The sequence below is a fragment of the Paenibacillus sp. YPG26 genome, from assembly GCF_023704175.1.
Classification (GTDB): Bacteria; Bacillota; Bacilli; order Paenibacillales; family Paenibacillaceae; genus Fontibacillus.
In genome coordinates this window covers 3,101,787-3,122,520 of record NZ_CP084530.1, presented here as the reverse complement: position 1 = coordinate 3,122,520, position 20,734 = coordinate 3,101,787, and the positions used below count along the sequence as shown (strand labels likewise).

22 protein-coding genes and 1 other annotated feature are annotated in these 20,734 nt (G+C 50.1%); of the genes, 14 read left to right on the top strand and 8 right to left on the bottom strand.

Annotated features, from left to right (window positions below; all coding sequences use genetic code 11):
• The first annotated feature begins 107 nt into the window (after positions 1 to 107).
• From LDO05_RS14845 to LDO05_RS14835, 3 genes are all read left to right on the top strand, one after another.
• The gene (locus LDO05_RS14845) at positions 108 to 275 is read left to right on the top strand and encodes a hypothetical protein (RefSeq protein WP_251376139.1); all 168 of its coding nucleotides are present in this window, start codon (positions 108 to 110) and stop codon (positions 273 to 275) included.
• Positions 276 to 450: 175 nt separating this feature from the next.
• Positions 451 to 837, top strand: coding sequence for a globin domain-containing protein (locus LDO05_RS14840; protein WP_251378746.1), 387 nt, complete (start codon positions 451 to 453; stop codon positions 835 to 837).
• A 144-nt stretch (positions 838 to 981) separates the two neighbouring features.
• Positions 982 to 1,680, top strand: coding sequence for a DUF2225 domain-containing protein (locus LDO05_RS14835; RefSeq protein WP_251376138.1), 699 nt, complete (start codon positions 982 to 984; stop codon positions 1,678 to 1,680).
• 79 nt (positions 1,681 to 1,759) lie between these two features.
• On the opposite strand, the gene LDO05_RS14830 is transcribed toward LDO05_RS14835, so the two are convergent.
• The gene (locus tag LDO05_RS14830) at positions 1,760 to 1,993 is read right to left on the bottom strand and encodes a hypothetical protein (RefSeq protein WP_251376137.1); all 234 of its coding nucleotides are present in this window, start codon (positions 1,991 to 1,993) and stop codon (positions 1,760 to 1,762) included.
• A complete protein-coding gene (locus tag LDO05_RS14825) occupies positions 1,990 to 2,151 on the bottom strand; it encodes a YycC family protein (protein WP_251376136.1) in 162 nt (53 codons plus the stop codon). Before LDO05_RS14825 ends, LDO05_RS14830 begins: the two co-directional genes overlap by 4 nt.
• A gap of 98 nt (positions 2,152 to 2,249) precedes the next feature.
• On the opposite strand from LDO05_RS14825, the gene LDO05_RS14820 reads away from it, so the two are divergent.
• Complete coding sequence (locus LDO05_RS14820; RefSeq protein WP_251378745.1) at positions 2,250 to 4,052, top strand: M3 family oligoendopeptidase; 1,803 nt, start codon at positions 2,250 to 2,252, stop codon at positions 4,050 to 4,052.
• 266 nt (positions 4,053 to 4,318) lie between these two features.
• Positions 4,319 to 4,723 carry an O-methyltransferase gene (locus LDO05_RS14815; RefSeq protein ID WP_251378744.1) on the top strand — a complete coding sequence of 135 codons (405 nt, stop codon included), beginning with the start codon at positions 4,319 to 4,321 and terminating at the stop codon, positions 4,721 to 4,723.
• Positions 4,724 to 4,935: 212 nt separating this feature from the next.
• Here the strand turns inward: LDO05_RS14815 and LDO05_RS14810 are convergent, their stop codons facing one another.
• Positions 4,936 to 5,175, bottom strand: a complete 240-nt coding sequence (locus LDO05_RS14810) for an alpha/beta-type small acid-soluble spore protein (protein WP_127200107.1) — start codon at positions 5,173 to 5,175, stop codon at positions 4,936 to 4,938.
• Positions 5,176 to 5,351: 176 nt separating this feature from the next.
• The gene (locus LDO05_RS14805) at positions 5,352 to 6,320 is read right to left on the bottom strand and encodes an aldose 1-epimerase (protein WP_251376135.1); all 969 of its coding nucleotides are present in this window, start codon (positions 6,318 to 6,320) and stop codon (positions 5,352 to 5,354) included.
• A gap of 135 nt (positions 6,321 to 6,455) precedes the next feature.
• Positions 6,456 to 6,707 (top strand) — a binding site (T-box leader).
• 83 nt (positions 6,708 to 6,790) lie between these two features.
• Between LDO05_RS14805 and trpS the strand changes: the two genes are divergently transcribed.
• The 3 genes from trpS to LDO05_RS14790 all read left to right on the top strand — a co-directional run bounded on the left by trpS (position 6,791) and on the right by LDO05_RS14790 (position 9,669).
• Positions 6,791 to 7,780, top strand: coding sequence for a tryptophan--tRNA ligase (gene trpS / locus LDO05_RS14800; protein ID WP_251376134.1), 990 nt, complete (start codon positions 6,791 to 6,793; stop codon positions 7,778 to 7,780).
• A 319-nt stretch (positions 7,781 to 8,099) separates the two neighbouring features.
• Entirely contained in the window at positions 8,100 to 8,990 is an 891-nt protein-coding gene (cyoE, locus tag LDO05_RS14795; protein ID WP_251378743.1) for a heme o synthase, read from the top strand.
• A gap of 79 nt (positions 8,991 to 9,069) precedes the next feature.
• Positions 9,070 to 9,669: an SCO family protein gene (locus LDO05_RS14790; protein ID WP_481856996.1), complete on the top strand. Its 600-nt coding sequence runs from the start codon at positions 9,070 to 9,072 to the stop codon at positions 9,667 to 9,669.
• 28 nt (positions 9,670 to 9,697) lie between these two features.
• Here the strand turns inward: LDO05_RS14790 and LDO05_RS14785 are convergent, their stop codons facing one another.
• The 3 genes from LDO05_RS14785 to LDO05_RS14775 all read right to left on the bottom strand — a co-directional run bounded on the left by LDO05_RS14785 (position 9,698) and on the right by LDO05_RS14775 (position 11,574).
• On the bottom strand, positions 9,698 to 10,042 hold the full coding sequence (locus LDO05_RS14785; protein WP_251378741.1) for a toprim domain-containing protein: 345 nt from the start codon (positions 10,040 to 10,042) through the stop codon (positions 9,698 to 9,700).
• A gap of 135 nt (positions 10,043 to 10,177) precedes the next feature.
• Complete coding sequence (locus tag LDO05_RS14780) at positions 10,178 to 10,297, bottom strand: sporulation protein YjcZ (protein ID WP_251376133.1); 120 nt, start codon at positions 10,295 to 10,297, stop codon at positions 10,178 to 10,180.
• Positions 10,298 to 10,401: 104 nt separating this feature from the next.
• Positions 10,402 to 11,574 (bottom strand): MFS transporter, encoded by a 1,173-nt coding sequence (locus LDO05_RS14775; protein ID WP_251376132.1) that lies wholly within the window; start codon positions 11,572 to 11,574, stop codon positions 10,402 to 10,404.
• A gap of 494 nt (positions 11,575 to 12,068) precedes the next feature.
• On the opposite strand from LDO05_RS14775, the gene LDO05_RS14770 reads away from it, so the two are divergent.
• From LDO05_RS14770 to LDO05_RS14745, 6 genes are all read left to right on the top strand, one after another.
• On the top strand, positions 12,069 to 12,509 hold the full coding sequence (locus tag LDO05_RS14770) for a hypothetical protein (RefSeq protein WP_251376131.1): 441 nt from the start codon (positions 12,069 to 12,071) through the stop codon (positions 12,507 to 12,509).
• Positions 12,510 to 12,617: 108 nt separating this feature from the next.
• Positions 12,618 to 13,706: a transglutaminase domain-containing protein gene (locus LDO05_RS14765; RefSeq protein ID WP_251378740.1), complete on the top strand. Its 1,089-nt coding sequence runs from the start codon at positions 12,618 to 12,620 to the stop codon at positions 13,704 to 13,706.
• Positions 13,707 to 13,798: 92 nt separating this feature from the next.
• Positions 13,799 to 15,868, top strand: coding sequence for a peptidoglycan D,D-transpeptidase FtsI family protein (locus LDO05_RS14760; RefSeq protein WP_251376130.1), 2,070 nt, complete (start codon positions 13,799 to 13,801; stop codon positions 15,866 to 15,868).
• A 498-nt stretch (positions 15,869 to 16,366) separates the two neighbouring features.
• Positions 16,367 to 17,125, top strand: coding sequence for a Cof-type HAD-IIB family hydrolase (locus tag LDO05_RS14755; protein ID WP_251376129.1), 759 nt, complete (start codon positions 16,367 to 16,369; stop codon positions 17,123 to 17,125).
• A gap of 7 nt (positions 17,126 to 17,132) precedes the next feature.
• Entirely contained in the window at positions 17,133 to 17,612 is a 480-nt protein-coding gene (locus LDO05_RS14750) for a DUF456 domain-containing protein (RefSeq protein ID WP_251376128.1), read from the top strand.
• A 43-nt stretch (positions 17,613 to 17,655) separates the two neighbouring features.
• Positions 17,656 to 19,287 (top strand): putative polysaccharide biosynthesis protein, encoded by a 1,632-nt coding sequence (locus LDO05_RS14745; RefSeq protein WP_251376127.1) that lies wholly within the window; start codon positions 17,656 to 17,658, stop codon positions 19,285 to 19,287.
• Here the strand turns inward: LDO05_RS14745 and LDO05_RS14740 are convergent.
• Positions 19,284 to 20,654, bottom strand: a complete 1,371-nt coding sequence (locus LDO05_RS14740) for a DUF2515 family protein (protein ID WP_251376126.1) — start codon at positions 20,652 to 20,654, stop codon at positions 19,284 to 19,286. The two genes, LDO05_RS14745 and LDO05_RS14740, sit on opposite strands and share 4 nt — an antisense overlap.
• Positions 20,655 to 20,734: the final 80 nt, after the last annotated feature.

The window sequence follows — 20,734 nt, the reverse complement described above, 5'->3', positions numbered from 1 at the left end:
CTAGATCATGCCTCAGCTTATAGAATAGACATATGAATTTCTATGGACAAACAGTACAAAAAACACGAGAAAGCGATTACAGATTGGGCTGTTTTTTTCGCAAGGTTATGATAAAATACAAATACAAGATGCGCCCGACCTTTCGGCCCGAATCAATTCATATGGATGGAGTGATGGATATGAGTTTTGTCGCCGGTGTTCTCGTATGCGCCTTTGTGTATGTTATACGCGCCTCTCTTGTCCATTCCGGTGAAGAGGATTGGCGAAGCTATTAATAACTTGATTGCCACAGGACGCTAATGCTCATTAGCGTCTTTTTTTGTGTATAAGGTGGGCGACCACCGGGGACCTTTTTTTGGTATAATGGTACAGTACGATTAGGGAGTGAACATCAGACTTTTGTTCTTTGTTCATGCTCTTAAGACTTTAGAGGAAGTTGGCGAATATTCGATGAATTTCAATCCAAGTCTGTCTATATATGAGAATCTTGGCGGAGAGGAGACCCTCCGTAAGCTGGTTGAGGCATTCTATCCCAAAGTACAGGCTCATCCGAGTCTGGGCCCTTTGTTCCCGGAGGATATCACTCCTGTTATGGACAAGCAGTTCATGTTCCTATCCCAGTTCTTCGGCGGACCGCCACTGTATTCCGATCAATACGGGCATCCCATGATGCGCGCAAGGCATCTACCCTTTCCAATAACTGAAGAGCGGGCGGAGGCCTGGCTCTCCTGTATGGCTTCGGCACTGCATGAGATCGGGGTGGAGGACCCGCTTCAGGCTTTTATACTCCAGCGTCTGTCGGGACCTGCCCATCACTTTGTGAACACGTCTGATTAAGACACCGGTTGGCAATAACATGCATGTGAGACGTAGGCGAAAGGGGAACTTGGCACCGCAGGAGCGGGAGCAACCTCCTTCGTCTCCGGATATCAACGGCTTCTTACTACAGTTAAATGGATAAACGAAAGGGAGAATGGCACATTGGAATTAGAGCCGCTCTATACAATTAAGGTAACCTGTATTCAATGCGAACATGAATTTACAACATCAAGGGTTAGACCAAGCTTCAAGAGAGCTGTGAAGACCGATACGGATTTCTGCCGTTATTATGCCAAGGACAATCCTGACTTTTATGTAGTCCGTGTGTGTCCATCCTGCGGTTTTGCATTCTCCGAGAATTTTGACGAGCGGCTGAAGGAGACTCAGCGGGCTGACTTCCAGAAGCAGATTGGCAGCCGGATTGCGCTTCGTGACTTCGGCGGTCCAAGAGATTGGGATACGGCGCTTGAGACCTACAAGCTTGCGCTGCTCTGTGCTCAGGCCATCCATGAGAAGGAACGTATTATTTCCAGTCTGCTGCATCATATCGCCTGGCTCTACCGGTACAAGGAGTTGAAGGAGCAGGAGGCGCGTTTCTTACGCTTCAGCCTGGAATCTTATGTTCGTGTGTATGAGCTCGAGGGAGCGGGGGCGAATGATGCCAGATTAATGTATCTGATCGGGGAATTGAACAGACGTCTGGGCCAGTATTCTGAGGCTGTGCGCTGGTTCTCCCGCGTAATTAATGATAAGAAGATTATGGATGCGGCGATGATCCGGGCTTCCAGGGAACAATGGGCAGTGCTCAGAGAGGATATGCTGGCGGCGAAGATGGAGATTCCCGAGGAAATGCAGACTTAAATTCTACAGCTTAAGACGGGCAGGAGGACCGCTGCATTCATGCAGTGATTCACCTGCCCGTCCGTAGGTATGGAAGCCATCATTTGCGAACAATCTTATTGGTTAGAAGATAATCTGAATCGCTGTCCAGAATCGTAAGCCGGGTATGACAGCATGGGAAGACAAGAAGCTTCTTCTTGCCTTCACGGACGCTCTGGATTTCATTCGGCTTCATGGGTAGGAGCACATGCTCGCTGCCGCAGAAAGGGCATTCCTGCACATAGATGTCTCCCATTAGTATATCGTAGGGAAGTGCCTTCTCGAAAGGAATCATGATTTCGGCTTGTCGCCTGAACCCGCATCTTCTTTTGCAAGCTCACCAATTTTTTGCAGTAAAATATGCTGCGGCATATGCATAAGGTTCTCCAAAGGGACTCCGAGCTTCTCGGCTAATTTAACCGCGGTTTCGGCTGAGATTTGTAATGGTTTCATTTGGCTCCTCCTTGTGTGCCCATGGGCTAATATAATAGTTATACACTTTTGGCCTCTATTCAATCAACACGTTAGAAAGGGTGGATAGCATGGATAGTATGACACAACTCAAACAACCTCTCTCCTTGACCTGGGATCTGGAATCCTTGTTCCCGGGTGGATCCTCCTCACCAGAGTTCAGAGCTTTTCTAAGCAAGCTGGAACAGGATGTAGAGAAGCTTAAGCAGCAAGTGAAGGGACTGGAAGTACCCAGGACGGTTCAGGATACCGCATCGCTGGACAGCTTCATTGAATCGCTGCAGAGCGCCTATTCCCGGATCAAGGAAGCGGGAAGCTATGTAGGCTGCCTGACCGCCCAGGATACAGCCGATAAGAAGGCAGTGCAGCTCTCTGGCAAGGTTACCTCACTCAGGGCTGCTGTGGAGGGTCTTGCCGCTGTATTCGAAGGTATTCTCCGGGCAACCGGGGATGAGGTGTTCACACAGTGGATGGAGCGGCCCGAGATTGCGCCGATTGCCTTCTCACTGAATGAGAGCCGCGAGCGAAGCCGTGAGAAGCTGCCTCCAGAGCAGGAGAGTCTGATACTGGATCTGGCCGTAGACGGGTACCATGGCTGGGGAGAGCATTACGATACGATAGTCAGCAAGGTAAGTATTCCATTCCGCGAGGAGAATGGGGAAGAGGTTGCTCTGTCCGCAGGCCAGGCACACAACAAGCTGCACCATCGCAGCCGCGATGTCCGTGAAGAGGTATTCGGGAAATGGGAGATGGCGTGGGAAGAGGTAAGTGATTACTGTGCGGATACCCTTAACCGCCTCGCCGGCTTCCGATTGAAGCTGTATGAGAACCGCGGCTGGGATCAGGTTCTCCAAGAACCACTCAGTATTAACCGGATGTCCAAGGCCACGCTGGATACAATGTGGAACGTAATTACACAGAACAAGCCGGTATTCGTAAAGTATCTGGAACGCAAAGCCAAGCTGCTAGGTGTAGAACGCCTTGGTTGGGCAGATGTGGAAGCTCCCTTGGGCAAGGTGGATACCAAGATTGATTATCAGGATGCGGCTGAGGAGATCGTGCGGGAGTTCAGGAACTTCAGTCCGAGACTCGCCGGGTTCACCGTAGACGCGTTCAATAAGAGCTGGATTGAAGCCGAGGACCGGAACGGCAAACGTCCAGGCGGCTTTTGCACTTCTTTAACCGAAAGCAAGCAGACAAGAATCTTCATGACATACAGCGGCACGGCTTCCAATGTGTCCACACTCGCTCACGAGCTGGGTCATGCCTATCATCAGCATGTTATGAATGATCTGCCTCCCTTCAATCAGAACTATGCCATGAACGTGGCTGAGACAGCTTCCACCTTTGCTGAGATGATTCTGTCGGATGCTCAGGTGAAGAAGGCGGCTGGCAAAGAAGAGAAGATTATACTGCTCGAAGACAAAATCCAGCGTAGTGTCGCCTTCTTCATGAACATTCATGCACGCTTCCTGTTCGAGACCCGCTTCTATGAGAAGCGGAAGGATGGCCTGCTGAATGCGGAGGAGATCTCCGCACTCATGGTGGAAGCTCAACAAGAAGCCTATCAGGGAGCACTGGCTTCTTACCATCCGCATTTCTGGGCTTCCAAGCTCCACTTCTATATTACGGATGTGCCTTTCTACAATTTCCCGTATACCTTTGGGTATTTGTTCAGTACAGGGATATTTGCCCGCGCACAGCGTGAAGGCGAGGCCTTCGCAGAGAAATACGATGCGCTGCTGCGCGATACCGGCCGGATGACGGCCGAGGATCTGGCCAGGAAGCATCTGAATGTGGATTTGACTCAGCCGGATTTCTGGCAGGAGGCTGTATCCCTGGCTGTTGCCGATGTGGAGATGTTCCTGGAAATGACAGAATAGATTTTAGAGTCATATAACTTATATAGATGGTTATCCACCGCTCCAGCGTCAGATTATGTCTGTCTGTTGGGGCGGTTTTTTGTCGTATATTAAGGACTAATGGCGAATGTTAAGAGATGAATAAATTGAAAATTATATATGCATAGGTATAATTACCCAACTTTTCTGGATATTGTTGATGGGTCTATAAGAATGGAATATAATGAGACATAAGCCCTATATTGGGGTGATGTAAGGAGTTATAAGGGGGAGAAAGGGTGGATAAAGTGAAGACAGATCAATTTTCATTAGCAAGACAGTTAGATTTGGTATTTAGAGAACTTGAGGGGGAGCTGACAGGACTAACCTCGGGGACGGTGTTTGTACAGATCCGGAACAATGTTATCGGCAAATTCGGTATCCGGCAGAATCCGATTAGTGGGAGAAATGGATATTTATCAGGCGAGATGCAAGGACTTACTGGAGTACAACAAGCTTTATTTAGAAAAATGGCGATTGAATCACTCAATTTCAAACGCAGCTGGACGCACGGCGAGATCAGTTTTGAATTCGCGCTTCGCAAGGAAATGGTTATCGTGGACGCCACGCTTGAATCCAATTACAACATGGCCAACCTGATGATTCGTTACCCAAGGAAAGAGACAACACATACATACCAAGAGCAATCCTAGTTCGAAGATACCTTCATTCAAATACACCTAACTAGAACTTAACCTTCCGGTCGGTCAGGCTTAATGCCTAATCGGCGCAAGCAGAATTACAGAGGCATGACCAAGCAGCTATCTAATAATAATTAAGTAAGTATCGGGATCATACAACAAGATCAGGCGGCCTGCATAGAGCAGACCGCCTGTCTTATATCAAAGTAAGGATAGAACGCAAATTATAGGTTAGAACGACCCGATAATTGCTGTTCTGCCAATTGCACCAGACGTTTTGTGATATAGCCCCCAAGGGAACCATTCTCACGGGAAGTGTTATCACCAAGGTAACCATCTTGAGGGATAGTTACTCCAAGCTCTTGAGCTGCCTCGAATTTCAATTGTTGCAGCGCTTGATTTGCTTGAGGAACGATAAGGTTGTTACTGCGACGGCTTCCGCCACGGTTATTTGAACCTGCCATGTTTGTCACCTCCTTTGACCTTAGTGATGTTAGTATGGTTTCAGACTTCTAAAATATGCACACGACATCAAAGTATAAGAGGTGGTAAATATTAGAGGAATGAGGGATTTCAAAAAGAGGAGATCATAAAAAAAGACGGAGCCGCAGTCTGGCGGTACCGTCTCGGAGTCAGTCTCTTAGGAAGGGTATACGATATCCAAATTAACCTGAAGATTAAGCTGCTGTCCAGGCTGAAGATCAATGAGCCCTGTGATTTCATTAGGAAGATTCAAGTTAGGGGCATTGGGAAGCCATGTATAGGGCTCAATGCAGAAGAATTGATCGGCTTCGCCCTTGGTATAGAGGACCCAATGCTTGAAGAATTCAGGATCAGCCGAATAGCGAAGGGCATAACCGTCCTCACGTTGCAGCAGCGCTTCCGCCGGCTTGCCGCCGATGCTGAACATCGTATCAAAGTTTATACCTTTCAGATTCAGGCCTGTATTCAGACGATCGAATTCGCCTAAAGGAGCCATGTCACCGGTGGATACATTCTCTTCATCAAGCAGATAGGTCTCAGTTACCGGAAGACGTAGGGTCCAATCCTCAGGACGGCCATCAAGCAGGAACCAAGTATGCAGTCCCAGGCCGAAGGGAGCTGGCTTATCGCCCAGTTGTGTAATCTTGAAGTTTTGGGATAACGAGGAGCCTTGCAGTCTCAAAGTCATCTCAAGCTTGAGGGGTACCGGATACTGCTTGATCCACTCTGGATCATCGGAGGTTAGGAATTCAGTTGTAATCGCACAGCCTTCTTCATCTTCTTCAATATCACTGACCTGCCAGCACTGGGTGCGGTGCAGTCCGTGAATATGGTTGTCATTCGCAGTATTACGATCAAATTGATAATGTTGTCCGGCATATTCGAAGTGTCCTCTACGGATTCTTCCGGGTGGAATGAGAAGAGGAATGCCGAAGTGGTAAGGTTTCTGCAGATAAAAATCTAGTTCGTTCTCCTCGGGCCGCCGCAGCACTTCACGCTGCTGCACTTTATCGGTAAGGCCGATAACATTATTCCCGAGCCGTGGCAACAGTGTGACTTCAAGTTCGCGGCTATGCAGTATATAAGTATCGTAGCCGTTCCATTGCCCTTTGGTCACTTTTTTCATATCGTTGCTCCTTTTCCCACTATAATCAAAAATTCAAAGCTAGACCTATCATAACACTTTTGCTGAAGGACGGAAAATCCGATTTGACAGATTTGCTTTTGCCCATTTAATATGGAAACATAAACTTGAAAGTTATGCAACGCGTTGATGGGGATAAGTATTCTGGAGATGGCTTCTCTGCAGAAAGCCGGTGGATGATGAGAACCGGTGAAGCGGCTTCATGAGGAATGGACCCCGGAGTGACGAAAGGAACGGAGTGCGCCGGGTAAGGAGGCGGGTCCCAGTATGTTCGTACGGTATTCCCCGTTACAGGATAACTAAGGCTGAAGACTGTTCAATTAGAGTCTGCAGCGAATTAGGGTGGCACCACGGTCTCACGTCCCTTTCGGATGTGGGCTTTTTTGTGTTTTCTGGAGTCCGGCATATGTAGCGTGTGCGTAACCAGTATAGATGATAAGGGGGATTTAGAAATGAAGAAAAAGGTTCTCTCGGGCATTCAGCCAAGCGGCAAGCTCACTTTGGGTAATTACATTGGCGCTATGCAGAATTTTGTACAGCTGCAGCACGAATATGATTGTAATTTCATGGTGGTCGACCTCCATGCGATCACGGTGCCACAGGAGCCGGCAGCCCTGCGTGAGCAGTCTGAGTCCGTAGCCGCATTGTTCATCGCGGCGGGCATTGATCCAAATAAAGCAAATGTGTATATGCAGTCCCATGTTCCTCAGCACGCCCAGCTCGGATGGCTTCTGACAACACTAACTTCCATGGGCGAGCTGGAGCGTATGACCCAGTTCAAGGATAAGTCCACTGGCAAAGATTCCGTAGGCGCCGGACTCTTCGTATACCCTTCTCTGATGGCGGCGGATATTCTTTTATATAATGCTGATCTGATACCGGTAGGTGAAGATCAGAAGCAGCATTTGGAGCTGACGCGTGATCTGGCGGGCCGATTCAACCACAGATACGGCGATTTCTTCACGGTTCCGGAGCCGTATATCCCCAAAGTGGGAGCGCGGGTGATGTCGTTAGACGATGCCTCGAATAAAATGAGCAAAAGCAATCCGAATGCGGGCAGCTATATCGCGCTGCTGGATACCCCGGCCGAGATCCGCAAGAAAATCAGCCGGGCAACAACGGACTCGGGCCGCGAAGTTAAGTTTGACCCGGCTAATAAGCCCGAGGTCAGCAATCTGATCAGTATTTACAGCCAGTGTTCCGGCTTATCGCTTGAAGAGGTGGAGAAGCGCTATGAAGGACAGATGTATGGTCCGTTCAAGAAGGATCTCGCCGAAGTCATTGTCGCCAAGCTTGAACCGATTCAGGAGCGTTACCGCCAGATCCGGGAATCCGGGGAAATAACCAGCATCCTGCGTCAGGGCGCGGAGCGGGCGGAGGAGATCGCTGCCAAAACCCTTGCCGAGGTGCAAAAGAGAATGGGCTTTCTGCCCAAAGCCTAGGCATGCCTGAATAGCATACGTGATTATTTCCGCGTGTGCACATGTCGACTGAGTCCTAGATTGTTGGCAAGTTAAGATAAATCGTATGGAGCTGAAGCCGGACCCTGTGTCCGGCTTCAGCTATGTCTCCATCTGTGTCACCGAATTGTCATACAATGACTCGGATTGTCCGGTAATTGTCAAACACTTAAGCATTTTGATATGATAAAGTTTATAGCAGAGGACGACAATTCGTCCCGCTATGATCAAATAAGGAGGAACAATCCGCGTGGGTAAACAATATAGTTACACTGCTCCTACGGATTCCCCAGCTATAGCTATGAGACCATCACCGACCGGCGACACTGCCACATGGAGAGATTTTGTAGCGCTGACCAAGCCCGGAATCCTTCGCTCCAACCTGATTGCCGCATTTGCAGGATTTTGGCTCGCATCCGGTTGGGATTTACAATACGGAAAGCTTCTAATGACACTTCTTGGTACAGTTCTGATTATGGCTTCAGCTTGCGTATTCAACAATTACTATGACCGCGAGCTTGACAGCAAGATGGAACGGACGAAAGGCCGTGCACTTCCTATTGGAAAGCTTGCCCCTTCCGTTGTGCTGTGGTATTCAATTATCCTGGGCATTGCCGGATTCGGCGTCCTGTTCACCTTCTCCGGGCTGCTCGCCGGACTGTGTGGAATCGTGGGCTTCGTCGTCTATGCAGGAATCTACACGATGTGGCTGAAACGTACTTCAACGTGGAGTACTTCAGTGGGTGCGATTTCTGGTGCGGCCGTTCCAGTAATTGGTTATGTGGCCGTTACGGGCAAGCTTGACCTTGGAGCGATCCTGTTGTTCGCTTTGCTGTTCCTGTGGCAGCCCCCGCATTTCTGGGCCCTTGGCATCCGCAGAGTTGAAGAGTACCGGGCAGCCGGCTTCCCGCTGCTTCCCGTGGTTAAAGGAATTAGAAGAACGAAATTCCAGATGATTCCTTACCTGGTGCTGCTGCTGCCGATTCCGCCGCTCATGTATGCATATGGCTACACAGGCATATGGTTCCTGATCATTGGCGAGGCCGTAGCGGTAATCTGGCTGTTCATGGCTCTAATGGGGTTCAGTAAGAAGACAGATACAGATACTTGGGCGAAGAAGGTATTTCTCTTCTCCATCAGTTATTTAATGATCACCCTGCTTGTGATGATTCTCGATACTGTTCATCATTAAGCCGGTCACCGAAGAAATGAAGAATCCCATGGCAGCATGGGATTCTTTTTTTAAGATGATTATACAAGGAGGTTTGGCTTTGACGATGCTTATAAAGTACAAATGGACCTGGATTCTGCTTGCCATATGCGTGATTCTGGCTGGTTATCTACTGGTGGATACATACAGCAAGCCCAAAATTCCCGTCATTCGACCTGTTCAGGATTTCTCGATGGAGAATGTGGACGGGAAGACGGTTACCCTGCAGGATACCAATGGCAAGGTTCGGCTATTTTATTTCTTCTTCACCAATTGTCCAGACGTATGTCCTATTTCCACCTTCAAGATGTCTCAAATACAGAATGAGCTCAAGAAAGACGGCTTGTTCGGCAAGGATATCAGCTTCGTATCCATCTCCTTCGATCCGGTGAGAGACACGCGTGAAGCGATCAGGAAATTCGGGGATAAGTTCGGCGCTGATTACAGCGGCTGGTACTTCCTGCGCGGAGATGAGAAGAAGACGGCCAAATTCGCGATGGATACGTTCCAGTTCATCGTTAACAAAGACCGGGACGGCAACTTTGCGCACTCAGACCTGATTGCGCTAGTGGACCGGGAAGGGAACTACCGCAAGTACTATAAGAGTGACGTGACCGCCAAGGAAATCGCAGAAGAAGCAAAACGGTTGGCCAAAGAATAACAAAGGGACAAGTCAGTCGACTTGTCCGCTAGAAGCCGGGTGGAGGATACAGAATGAATTCCTCCAGCCCGGCTTTTTCTAATTGCTGAATGATATATTCGTCTGGCGTGCCTTCCACGCCGGCATAGCCCCGGCGGGTATAGATGTGCCCGGCATCCGGGAAGGTGTCTCTAAGGATGCCCCGGATTCTTTTGCCGGAAGGGTCGTTATCCATAAAAAGATAGATCTCTTCGTCCTTGACCTTCTTGCGGAGCGATTCAAGCTTCTGGGTGTTCAGGGTTCCGAAGGTGCATAGAATCTCGACTTCCTCGTTCAGCACCCGGCGCAGCTTGCTGCGGTCGTTCTTGCCTTCAACAATGATGTATACAGGAATGATGGCTCACCTCACATGCTTGGCTTCCTCTATAGTGTAAACCTAACTTCGATATCCATGCAAAGCCCAAAGAGAGGCCTGCCCTAAGCGGCAAGCCTCTTTTTGTCATGTTGGCATATTCTTGTTGATATGATCTTAGAAGAATGGAGTGCGAAGGATGATGACAAGCAGGATGTACAGAACAAGGATGGTGCCTGTAGATGTCCAGAATAATCCAACTCCTGCTCCAGGACCGCATTGACCTACGTGACTCATGATATATTCACCTGCCTCCAAGTGGTGGTTAGTACATAAACAGAATATGATCATAGCCTTGCATGGTCTTGTGCGGTAGCCTAAATACACAGATTTTTTCTAGGTTATACGACAGTGGTCGGTGTCTTGCTGGTCCCGCTTGCTGAATCAGATCGGGTACGGAGCGGGGGAACCGTTATGAGTAGAATCATGAGCAGGAGAAAGGCCAGGAAGTAAGGAGAGAAGACATGACGGATCTGTCCTGCCACAACCGGACCAAGAAAGGCGCCAAGCGACATGGAGATGGACTGCAGGGAAAAGACAGTGCCAAGTCTCTTGCCGCCGCTCAGCTCGATGAAGAGAGAAGCCATAGCCGGGTAGAGAACGCCCTTGGACATGCCGAGAAAGAATAGAGAAACGGCCAGAGGCACATTCCAGGCAGAAGCCATGGAATAGAACGCCAGCGCCATGCCAAGTACGCCTGCAGTCGCTCTTACGTAGGGAGAGTATTTGTGCAGAAAAAGCATACATAGGGTCACTAATGCCCCCAGACTGAGCAGAGAAAAGTAGATCCCGGTATCCAGAATTCCCGATAGACCGCCTGCCTGCAGAGGGAGCTCAAAGAACAGGATTCCTTGGGCACAGGCAACAAAGAGCGGCAGCATATAGAATCTCATGGGAATCACTCGAAAGCCGGAGTACTCTTTGCTGGAAGCATGTATCACGGGATGGGCCAATTCCGGGCTGCTTCCTTGACGATCGTGGACTATGAAGAAAGCAATAATCCCGGTTCCAATCAGAAGCCAGCCGAGGGATTGGAAGGTTAATCCAAAGCCTGCCTTAGCAACCAGGAATGCTCCTGCTGCCGGGGATACCACCGAGGCAAGTGTGTGCATGACGCCATGGCCGGCCATCAGCTTGCCCTGCTTGATCCGGTCATCGGAGAGGGAGGCGAGAAGCGCCAGGCATGCTGGAGCAAGAAAGGCAAGCACGAAGCCGCTGAGCGAACGAAGCACAAGCAGCTGCCAGGGAGCCGTGACTTGGGCCTGAATAAGCAGGATGATTCCTGCAGAGATCAGACTGAAGATGAGATAGCGGCGGCTGCCATGTCTGTCCACACCTCGGCCAGCCAGCAGATTTCCCGGCAGATGAGTAATCGAGTAGATCCCCATCATCCACCCGATAAAGGTGGGGGCAGCGCCTAGAGACAGAGCGAACGGTGTAAGGATCGGATACTGGGCATGCAGGTCAAAAAAAGCGATGAACATAAAGAAATACAGCCAAAATGCGATCTTCATACCGTCCCTCCTTAAAGTTTTACGAAGTAAAACTACTTCGAAAGCATGGGCTTAAGTTTTACGAAGTAAAACTCACTTCGAAAGCATCGGCTTAAGTTTTGTGTAGCAAAACTACTTCGAAAGCATGAGCTTAAGTTTTGTGAAGTGAAACTACTTCGAAAGCATGTATAAGTTGATCTAAAAATTACTTATAGGCAAAGTGTGGAAAGATTCTGGAGAAGCGCAGCGGTCGTAAGAACATTTCATGCGGCTGACTAGTATGTAATTCAATGATTCATCTTGGACAGCTTGAGTTCACTCAATCCATATACTTTTACGTTCGGAAGGACGAACTTATGCTGTTTTTTCACCATATTCCCATAAATTCACTGGATAAAGCCTCCTTGGAGGTTAGGCTGACATCGGATGTGGCCATCATGTATAATATATAGAGCAACTTGGCGTTTTGCCGGTCAGGCTCCACAAATTGACCTAATTAGGAGTGTATAAACAGGATGGACGTGCAAGTTTGGATTGATTTTTTCAAGCAAAATTGGCTGGTGTTTGTAATTGCCTTGGCAGCTCTACTGCTGATTGTTAACTTAGTGAAGACGGTGGTGAAATGGGGGCTGATCCTGGTTATCGTAGCCTTCTTGGTCATATACAGTGGAATTTCCTTGAAAGACCTGGGGCAAGTAGCATCTACTCTTACTACACAAACGACCGATGCGGTGAAAAGTGAAGCGATCAAGATGATGACCAGCGAGGCTAAGGAGGCCAAGTTCACTCAGAATCCGGACGGGACCTTTGTGATCAAGTCACCTAATCTTGAAGTCACCGGGACGGCTGATAGTGATAAGGTTAAAGTTACATTCCGGGATGTATCTCTCGGCGAATGGAGCCGGAGCGACGCGCTGAATGCTTTCATTCAAGCAGCTAAAGGGAACTCGAAATAACAACCCGTTTTGAGTCCGAGCGATCAAGAGAGGGGTTTGCTGAACGTGCAAGGCTGGGTTCAAAATGTTCAAAATTATAATTTTGTCAATCTGCTGTTAATTCTGATTATGACGGTCTCTGTTCTGCAGGGACTTTTTCGAGGCGGTTCCAGATCCGCAGGACGGCTGTTCTCCCTGATAAGCGGGGGGGTTCTGTCTCTGGCGGGCATCGCTTTGTCCATTCCTTTTGCCATGTGGCTGTCTCCGCTTGTTCAGAAGTGGTTGTCTGCGGTTGCTCTGCCAGCACGGGATTTGAGCAAATGGGAGCAGATCTACTATACGCTCATTACAGCCATCCATGAGTTCCCGTTAATGCGCTTCGCCGTGGTCTTCATTATCGGATACTGGATTATCCGTTCCCTTCTTGGTCTGCTTGCTGCGCTGATCTTCGGCAGATCGGCTGTATTCAGCAGGTGGGGCGGCAGGGAGAGGGACAGACCTTCTTCGGCAGTAAGCAGACTTACGGGCGCTGGCATCGGTGCTGTGATTGGCGGGGCGCGCTGCATCGTTGTAATTGCGGCCCTGTTCATTATTGTGACGCTGTATCCGAACAGCCAATTCAGCCGCTATGTCGAAGCTTCACCAGTCTATCGCGAAGGTGCGCATACCATCATTGAGCCCATATCCGGAAGTCTGATCAAAGACAAGCTTCCTGTATTTACACGCAGCGTGGAAGAAGAGCTTAACGGGATTATGCAGCGCAGGTATGAGGTTATTGACGCACAGGTGCCGGACAATATTACCGAAGCTGCCGCTGTTGTGGTCAAAGGGGCTTCAACCGATGAGGAGAAGGCCCGCAAGCTCTATTCGTGGGTAGGAACGCGTGTTAACTATGACTACAACAAAGTGAAGGATTATGAAGAAAAGCAAATTTGGCATGAGCAGACCCCGCAGATGACATTCGATACCCGGCTTGGAGTCTGTATTGATTATGCGCGTCTGTATGCGGTGATGGCCCGTTCACAAGGGCTTAAGGTAAAGGTGATTACGGGACTTGGTTACAACGGCCAGGGCGGGTATGGCCCCCATGCATGGAATGAAGTATACCTGAGTGAATCCGGGAAATGGGTCCCGCTTGACCCAACCTGGGCACAAAGCGGAGACTGGTTCAACCCCAAGGCGTTTAACGAGACACATATCGCTGAGCAAGCTATCTAGGAGGGCAGAGTTCCTTAAAGTTCGCTTGGCTGGGGACCGATATGATAAAATACAGAATATACCAAGCTTTGCGAATGAAGTAGGAGGAACCAATGAAAAACAATTATCAGGATGATCCGAGGGAGAAGGAAGCGGAGCAGCAGCGTCATTTTAATATCCGGCTTAATCTGTTCTTTTTCAGCGCATTTGCCATTTTCACCGTGATCATTGTTCGTCTTGCCATTCTACAATTTGTTGAAGGACCGAGTCTGATCAAGCAGGGAGGCAATCTTGCGGTCAAGGATATTCCGCTTCCGCCGACCCGTGGTACGATCTATGACCGGAAGAATATTAAATTAGCATACTCCACGCCCGTCCAGTCGCTCTACATGACACTCACGAAGGAATATACAGGGAAGAATGAAGCGAACGCAAGGGTACTGGCCGAGAGGCTGGTTGAGAGGTTCAATGAGCTGGGGGACCCGGGCGGCGAGAAGCTGACGGTTGACCAGGTTGTCGAAGCGATGGATCTCAAGTCGCGTCTAAGCGGCGGGTTCACCCCCCGGCGACTGAAGGTCGGGCTCTCTAATAAGGAAATCGCTTATTTCATGGAACACAAAGCTGAATATCCCGGCATCGACGTGGTCGAGGAGAGTATCCGCAATTACTATACTAACCCGAATGACGGTGTGAAGGGACTTGCTGTTCAGGCTGTAGGTTACATCAAGAAATTCAAAGGGGCATCCACCAGCTTGGATTTCTATAAGCAGAAGACCGGCCTGGCGGATGATCCGGCACTGCAGTACACGGATACGGAGGATGTCGGCTTCGACGGTCTGGAATATCAGTATCAGGATGAACTGCGCGGAAGAAACGGGTTCAAGAGCGTCTCGGTTGACCCGCGGAACATGGCCAGTGGAATTGCGGAAGTGACTCCCCCCGAGAAAGGCCATGACATCTACCTGAATATCGATAGCGATGTACAGCTGACTGCCCAGAAGGCGATTATGGAGCAGCTGAGCTGGCTGCACACGCATCCGGTCAGCGGGAGATATCACAAGTATGCAAAAACAGGGTTCGCGGTAGCCATGGAAGTGGACACAGGCAATGTGGTCGCCATGGCAAGTATGCCGGATTATGATCCTAATGTATGGCGCACCGGTGGGATCTCCAGTGACAACTATGACAAGATCAAGAATGTGTATCAGAACGGGACGATTCGTTCCTTTGGTTCAGGCCAAAAGGAGGGGCAACATCCCGAGTCGGTTGTCCTGCTCGGATCAACGATCAAGCCGCTGTCTGTCCTGGTCGGCCTGAAGGAGGGCTTATTCACAACTAGCACCCCTTACTATGACAAGGGTTATGCTTATTTCGGGAAGAATGACTCCTCAAGAATTCAGAACTCTCAGGGTCACGTATATGGTTATTTGAACAGTCCGGCCGATGCGATCCGCCACTCTTCCAATACATTTATGGTAGAAATGATTGGGGAGAGGCTTTATAAGAAGTATGGGGAGAAAGGGATCGATAAGTGGGACGAATACATGAAGCAGTTCGGTCTCGGCGTATCCACAGGTGTGGATCTGCCTAACGAATATCTCGGGTTACGGGAGTATACGAACGAGAAAGAGACCGCGTTATCTCGTCTTGTCTTCTCTTCCTTTGGACAGCAGGGGAAGTACACTGCGATGCAGCTCGCCCAGTATACGACGATGCTGGCTACCCGCGGGAAGAGAATGGAGCCGCATCTGGTCAATATGATCAAGGATGCTGACGGGAACATTGTGAAGAAATTCGAGCCCAAAGTTCTTAACGAAGTGAAATTCAAGAATTCCCACTGGAATGAAATCCTGAAAGGAATGGCAACCGAAGTCAGCGTGTTTAAGGACTTCCCGTATGACTTCGCCCGTAAGACAGGGACCTCGACACAAAGTGTTGGAGGAAAGCTTGTGGATAACGGGGTGTTTATCGCCTTCGCACCGCGTAACAATCCGAAGCTTGCGGTAGCGGTAGTGGTTCCTGAGGGTGGATTCGGAGCGCAGAGCGCGGCGCCGATTGCCCGCAAGATATTTGACGCTTATGACATGGAATATGGTCTGGACGGTGTTCCTAAGAAGACGTTGAAGAAGAATGAAGAGAAGGCCGCGGATGCAGACGGCCAAACGACCGGAACCACCAGATAAGATGGGAATATGAAGCGATCCTGGCAAGACTTTGATAGTCTGCCGGGTTCGTTTTTTTTGTATTTTACCTGCCTACGTTAATGGTATCGATATCCGCAGAATTGGGCTCAGGGATCACGAGGCATGGGGAGAATTCCACTTGCTATTCACCGCTAATTCGCATAGAATTGCATTAAGGAAACATTATTTGCTGAATGCAAATAATACTACTAACCTTCAACATATTAATAAACTAAGGAGGATGACCCATGGAGATTAAAGTGAAGAAGAGCCCGATGCAGCGAGCCAAAATGACACTGGGTGTTCTGGCGATCATTGTGCTCGCAGGATGAACTGGAATCCAGGCACCATAGTCGAAGCTCCCGAATAACCGAGTTTCAGCCATCAAGGCCGAAGCGCGGTTATTTGTCTGTGGGTGGAGTTCTTTGTTGGTCAGTTGGACCTGTGGTAGAATGACTAAGATATGTGTGTAAGTAAATACAGAGAATCAGATTAAAGATGGAGGATGAACGGATGAGATACCAACTGCTTGCCCTTGATATGGATGGAACTTTACTGACTGACAATCATGAGATATCACCAAGAACAGCGGAATGGATCGGCAAAGCGGCGGCTGCGGGCGTTCATGTCTGTCTATCTACAGGACGGTCCTTCGACGAGGCGGTGCCTTTCGGGGACCAGCTTGGGCTGAAGACGCCAATGGTGACGGTTAACGGGAGTGAGGTCTGGAAGACACCTCACGAACTGTACCGCAGAGAGCTGTTTGATAAAGAGCTGATCGCCCGGATGCATGCTATCGCTGTAGAATATGGCGTCTGGTTCTGGGCGTACGCTGTTGAGGGTACATATAACGAGAAGAATTGGGACCCTGCTCTGCTGGAGACGAACCAGTGGATCAAGTTCGGATATCATACCGAAGATGCGGAGCTGCGCCATAAGATTCTCATGAGACTTCAAGAGATGGAGGGGCTTGAGATTACGAACTCATCCCCGTACAATTACGAGATTAATCCACAGGGCGTGAACAAGGCTACAGGACTCAAGGTTGTATGCGAGCTACTTGGACTTGATATGTCCCAGGTGATTGCGGTGGGTGACAGCTTGAATGACCTGGCGGCTATCCAGGCCGCAGGCCTTGGTGTTGCCATGGGGAATGCGCAGATCGCCGTCCAGGAGAATGCGGACTATGTTACGGCATCCAACAATGATGATGGGATTGCTGAGGTCATCCAGAAATTTATTCTGACAGAGGAGTGATCCCCGGATGGACATTCTAGGCTGGGTTCTGATTATTGGTCTGTTCATTGTCGGGCTGGCGGGAGCAGTGGTTCCTGTCCTGCCTGGTGTTATAGCAGTCTACGCCGCTTTTCTGGTGTATGGGTGGTTCTTCACCTTCGAGCATTTCGGCTGGGGCTTCTGGACAATTCAGACGGTTATCGTTGTTGTCCTGCTGGCTGCGGATTATGCGGTTGGCGCATGGGGAGTCAAGCGATTCGGCGGAAGCAAAGCGTCCGTATGGCTGAGTACCATAGGTGCGATTATAGGGCCTTTTGTAATTCCCGCGTTCGGACTGATTATTGGACCGTTTGTGGGAGCGGTGGCGGGAGAGATGCTCTCGGGCTCCTCTTTCCAGAAATCACTTAAGGTCGGAGTTGGCTCTGTCGTGGGGCTGTTCAGCAGCATGGTCGTCAAGATTATTCTTGAGATTGTGATGATTATCCTGTTCTTCATCTGGATTTTCTAGGGAAATGCATCAACTTGGATTATGAGAAAGAAGGGAAAAGGGTTTGTCTAAGAAAGAATCTTTTATCAAAGGTACGCTGATCCTGGCTGCCGCCGCCTTGGTGGCAAGGCTTCTCGGCCTGGTGCAGCGGGTACCGCTTGAGCACATCTTCGGAGCGGTCGGCAACGCGTCTTATACCGTGGCGAACAACGTATATCTGATGCTTCTGACCGTCGCGACAGCAGGTATACCAAGCACACTTAGCAAAATGGTCTCGGAACGCTATGCGCTGAAGCGCCCGGGCGAGGCGAACAGGGTCTATAAGGCAGCCCTGATCTTCTCGGTATTTATCGGAATCGTCATAACGATATTACTGTACGTGCTTGCACCCGTCTATGCGAACTGGACGGAGCAGCCTGAAGCAACACCTGCGATTCGGGCAATAGCTCCGGCGCTTCTGCTGTTCCCGACCATTGCGATGATGCGGGGTTATTTCCAGGGTAGGGGCAAAATGACCGCAAACGGGATATCCCAGATCATGGAGCAGGTGCTTCGGGTAATTACCGGGATTGGACTTGCCTTCTTCCTTCTCCATGCCAGCTACTCTGATGAGTGGGTAGCCGCGGGAGCGTCCTTCGGCGGGGTGCTCGGAAGCATTTCCGCGTTCGGAATTATGCTCTGGTATTCCATCAAGCTGCGAAGAGAGGACCGGAAGCTGCAGCTGGAGGATCTGTCTGCAGGAGATGAGCAGATCCCGCTGATGCGGATCTACCGGGATATCTTCAAGCTCTCCATCCCTATCGTTCTCTCATCGCTGGCTGTGCCCGCCATTAACTTCATTGACTCCACTCTGGTCAAGCCGCTTTTGATTGATCAGATGGGCAACCTGGCTGCCACGCATACATTAGGTATCCTTGGAAGCCGGGCCCAGAGTATCGCCGGAATCCCGCCGATCCTGTCCATAGCGCTCAGCGCTTCGCTTCTGCCGGTAATTGCAGCGGCTTTTGCCCGGGGGGACCGTCCGCACCTTGAGCGCCAGATCACCCTGGCTATGCGCGTCTCTATCCTAACCGGCATGCCGATTGTGATCATTCTGTGCTCGGCGGCTTATTCCTTGAATGGCATGCTCTTCAGCAGCCTGGATGGCAGCGGGATTATTGGTCTGCTGACCTTGGGAACTATCTTCCAGATTACCATGTCCATCACAAGCTCGATTCTTATTGGCATGGGCAAAGTCAATTTGTCGATGGGGCATGTCTTTGTCGGGATTCTGGTTAAGCTGATCGCGAGCTTCGCGCTGGCTGCGGTATTCGGGATCTACGGGATTATCGGTGCTACCGGGATCTGCTTCCTGATTATTACCCTGCTTAATCTTCGCTCTATGAAACAAATGGTCTCATTCAATATTATGCGGGGGCGCTGGACAGGCTTTCTGCTAACCGTGGTTATTCTGTTCGGAGTCGGCTACGGACTGAATTATGTGGGTGATCTGACCACTTCATTCATGCCACCAAGAATCGGGTTCTTCCTGGCCTGCTGTCTGGTCGGTGCAGCCGTTCTGGCTCTGTACCCTGTTATGCTGGTACTCCTGCGTGTTGTTCGCAGAGATGAGCTGGACAGCTACCCGCGAGTATTGCAAAAGGTACTTCGGCCGCTGATGCGGCTTCAGCGGAGTACGGGTACATCGGCTAACTAATGCAAGGTACCCGCGGCATCATGGGCGAAGGCCGTCTTGATAATCCCAAGCCGATGCTCAAAGCTGATATCACATAAAAAAGGCTGCTGCGGCTTGCTAAGCCCATCCAGCGCGCTGTGATCCTGCATCCAGTCTTCACGGGAGATCGGCTCATAACTGGTATCTCCCCAGGCATCAAGCAACTGCGGCGCATACAGGCGCTTGCCGGGTGGAAGATTCCCCTGCTCCAGAAGCTCTGATCCCTCTAACCCGGTGGTCAGGGCTTCTTCTTTGTGCGTCGTGAAGAGTCCCGGCCAATAATCCGACCTTGAACCGGTATGGGGAATCCGCGAGGCGAACGTCTCGGCACCCTTGCGCAGGGAGGTGAGGCCGAACAGCAGGGCGTACAGGCTTTTGCCAAATGTGATGCGTGCATTCAGGCTGGAGAAATCACCAAGAATCCGGCCGGCAAGCCGCGGGATAGATTCATCCGGGCATAGCGGATCGGGGGCGGATATTGCCTCCCCGAATGCAGTCAGCGGGTCCTCATCAAGCAGAGGGAAGACAATCTGGTTGAGACCGGCCCAGCTGTGGAGGTGGAAATTGACTTTATCCGTTACCCGATTCTGAAAGTACGGATTCTGGACAACCCTTTTCTCAATATAATTCTGTTCATTAATAATCAGCCCCACGGCAAGCAGCGCGCTGCCCCTCTCGAGCCAGAAGCGTTCCCAGAAAGGCTGCATGAACCGGGATACGTGGAAATGGGGCAGCAGATAAAAGAGGCTTGAGCCGATCTCCCGGCTCTTCATATACAGAAGAAGCTGCGGATAGGCGTCCTGGAAAATAAGCGCGTTGCACCTTTCGAGGAAGCGGTACGTGATCTCCTTGCTTGCCTCGCTGAGCAGAGGATACATTTGCCCGCCCCGCAGATCACTCATATTCCACCCCGCATTACGGGATACCATATGAGCCAGGAAGGACCAGTGCAGCTCGGGATAAGCCTCATAACATTTCAGATAGGCCTCAGTCCGGGTCAAATTGCTGATATTGCCGCGGCTGACCGCATTCTCTATCTCCTGGATGATGTCTTGATCGGCTGAGGTCAGTCCATCGGGGAAATGGGATGCGGCAAGGTGCTCGTCCATATTTCTGCCTTGACTGCTTCGGCGGAGCAGGTCCTCAATTTCGCTATAGACGGTCCGTGCGGAAGCCTCATTCCAATCCAGGCTCACCCGTTCTTCGCGAAGACGTGATGAGGCGGCAATACCCGCTGTCTTGCTCTTCACCACCTCACTTACCATCGAAGGGAAAGTGGACAGCATTTCTTTGAGTACGGCACCCAGGCCTGGTGACTTCGCGCCATCCTGATTAAGGGGCTCGCTCATCGTGATTCCTCTCTTTCATCAAAAAGAAGATTTTAGTCCAATTATGTCCTAAAAGTTTGACTTCCACTCTTCAGTTTGAT

Coding starts and splice junctions, on each gene's coding strand:
- LDO05_RS14845 (WP_251376139.1), top strand. CDS start 108: ATGATAAAATACAAATACAAGATGCGCCCGACCTTTCGGCCCGAATCA.
- LDO05_RS14840 (WP_251378746.1), top strand. CDS start 451: ATGAATTTCAATCCAAGTCTGTCTATATATGAGAATCTTGGCGGAGAG.
- LDO05_RS14830 (WP_251376137.1), bottom strand. CDS start 1,993: ATGATTCCTTTCGAGAAGGCACTTCCCTACGATATACTAATGGGAGAC.
- LDO05_RS14825 (WP_251376136.1), bottom strand. CDS start 2,151: ATGAAACCATTACAAATCTCAGCCGAAACCGCGGTTAAATTAGCCGAG.
- LDO05_RS14820 (WP_251378745.1), top strand. CDS start 2,250: ATGACACAACTCAAACAACCTCTCTCCTTGACCTGGGATCTGGAATCC.
- LDO05_RS14810 (WP_127200107.1), bottom strand. CDS start 5,175: ATGGCAGGTTCAAATAACCGTGGCGGAAGCCGTCGCAGTAACAACCTT.
- LDO05_RS14805 (WP_251376135.1), bottom strand. CDS start 6,320: ATGAAAAAAGTGACCAAAGGGCAATGGAACGGCTACGATACTTATATA.
- trpS (WP_251376134.1), top strand. CDS start 6,791: ATGAAGAAAAAGGTTCTCTCGGGCATTCAGCCAAGCGGCAAGCTCACT.
- cyoE (WP_251378743.1), top strand. CDS start 8,100: ATGAGACCATCACCGACCGGCGACACTGCCACATGGAGAGATTTTGTA.
- LDO05_RS14780 (WP_251376133.1), bottom strand. CDS start 10,297: ATGAGTCACGTAGGTCAATGCGGTCCTGGAGCAGGAGTTGGATTATTC.
- LDO05_RS14775 (WP_251376132.1), bottom strand. CDS start 11,574: ATGAAGATCGCATTTTGGCTGTATTTCTTTATGTTCATCGCTTTTTTT.
- LDO05_RS14770 (WP_251376131.1), top strand. CDS start 12,069: ATGGACGTGCAAGTTTGGATTGATTTTTTCAAGCAAAATTGGCTGGTG.
- LDO05_RS14765 (WP_251378740.1), top strand. CDS start 12,618: ATGACGGTCTCTGTTCTGCAGGGACTTTTTCGAGGCGGTTCCAGATCC.
- LDO05_RS14760 (WP_251376130.1), top strand. CDS start 13,799: ATGAAAAACAATTATCAGGATGATCCGAGGGAGAAGGAAGCGGAGCAG.
- LDO05_RS14755 (WP_251376129.1), top strand. CDS start 16,367: ATGGAGGATGAACGGATGAGATACCAACTGCTTGCCCTTGATATGGAT.
- LDO05_RS14750 (WP_251376128.1), top strand. CDS start 17,133: ATGGACATTCTAGGCTGGGTTCTGATTATTGGTCTGTTCATTGTCGGG.
- LDO05_RS14740 (WP_251376126.1), bottom strand. CDS start 20,654: ATGAGCGAGCCCCTTAATCAGGATGGCGCGAAGTCACCAGGCCTGGGT.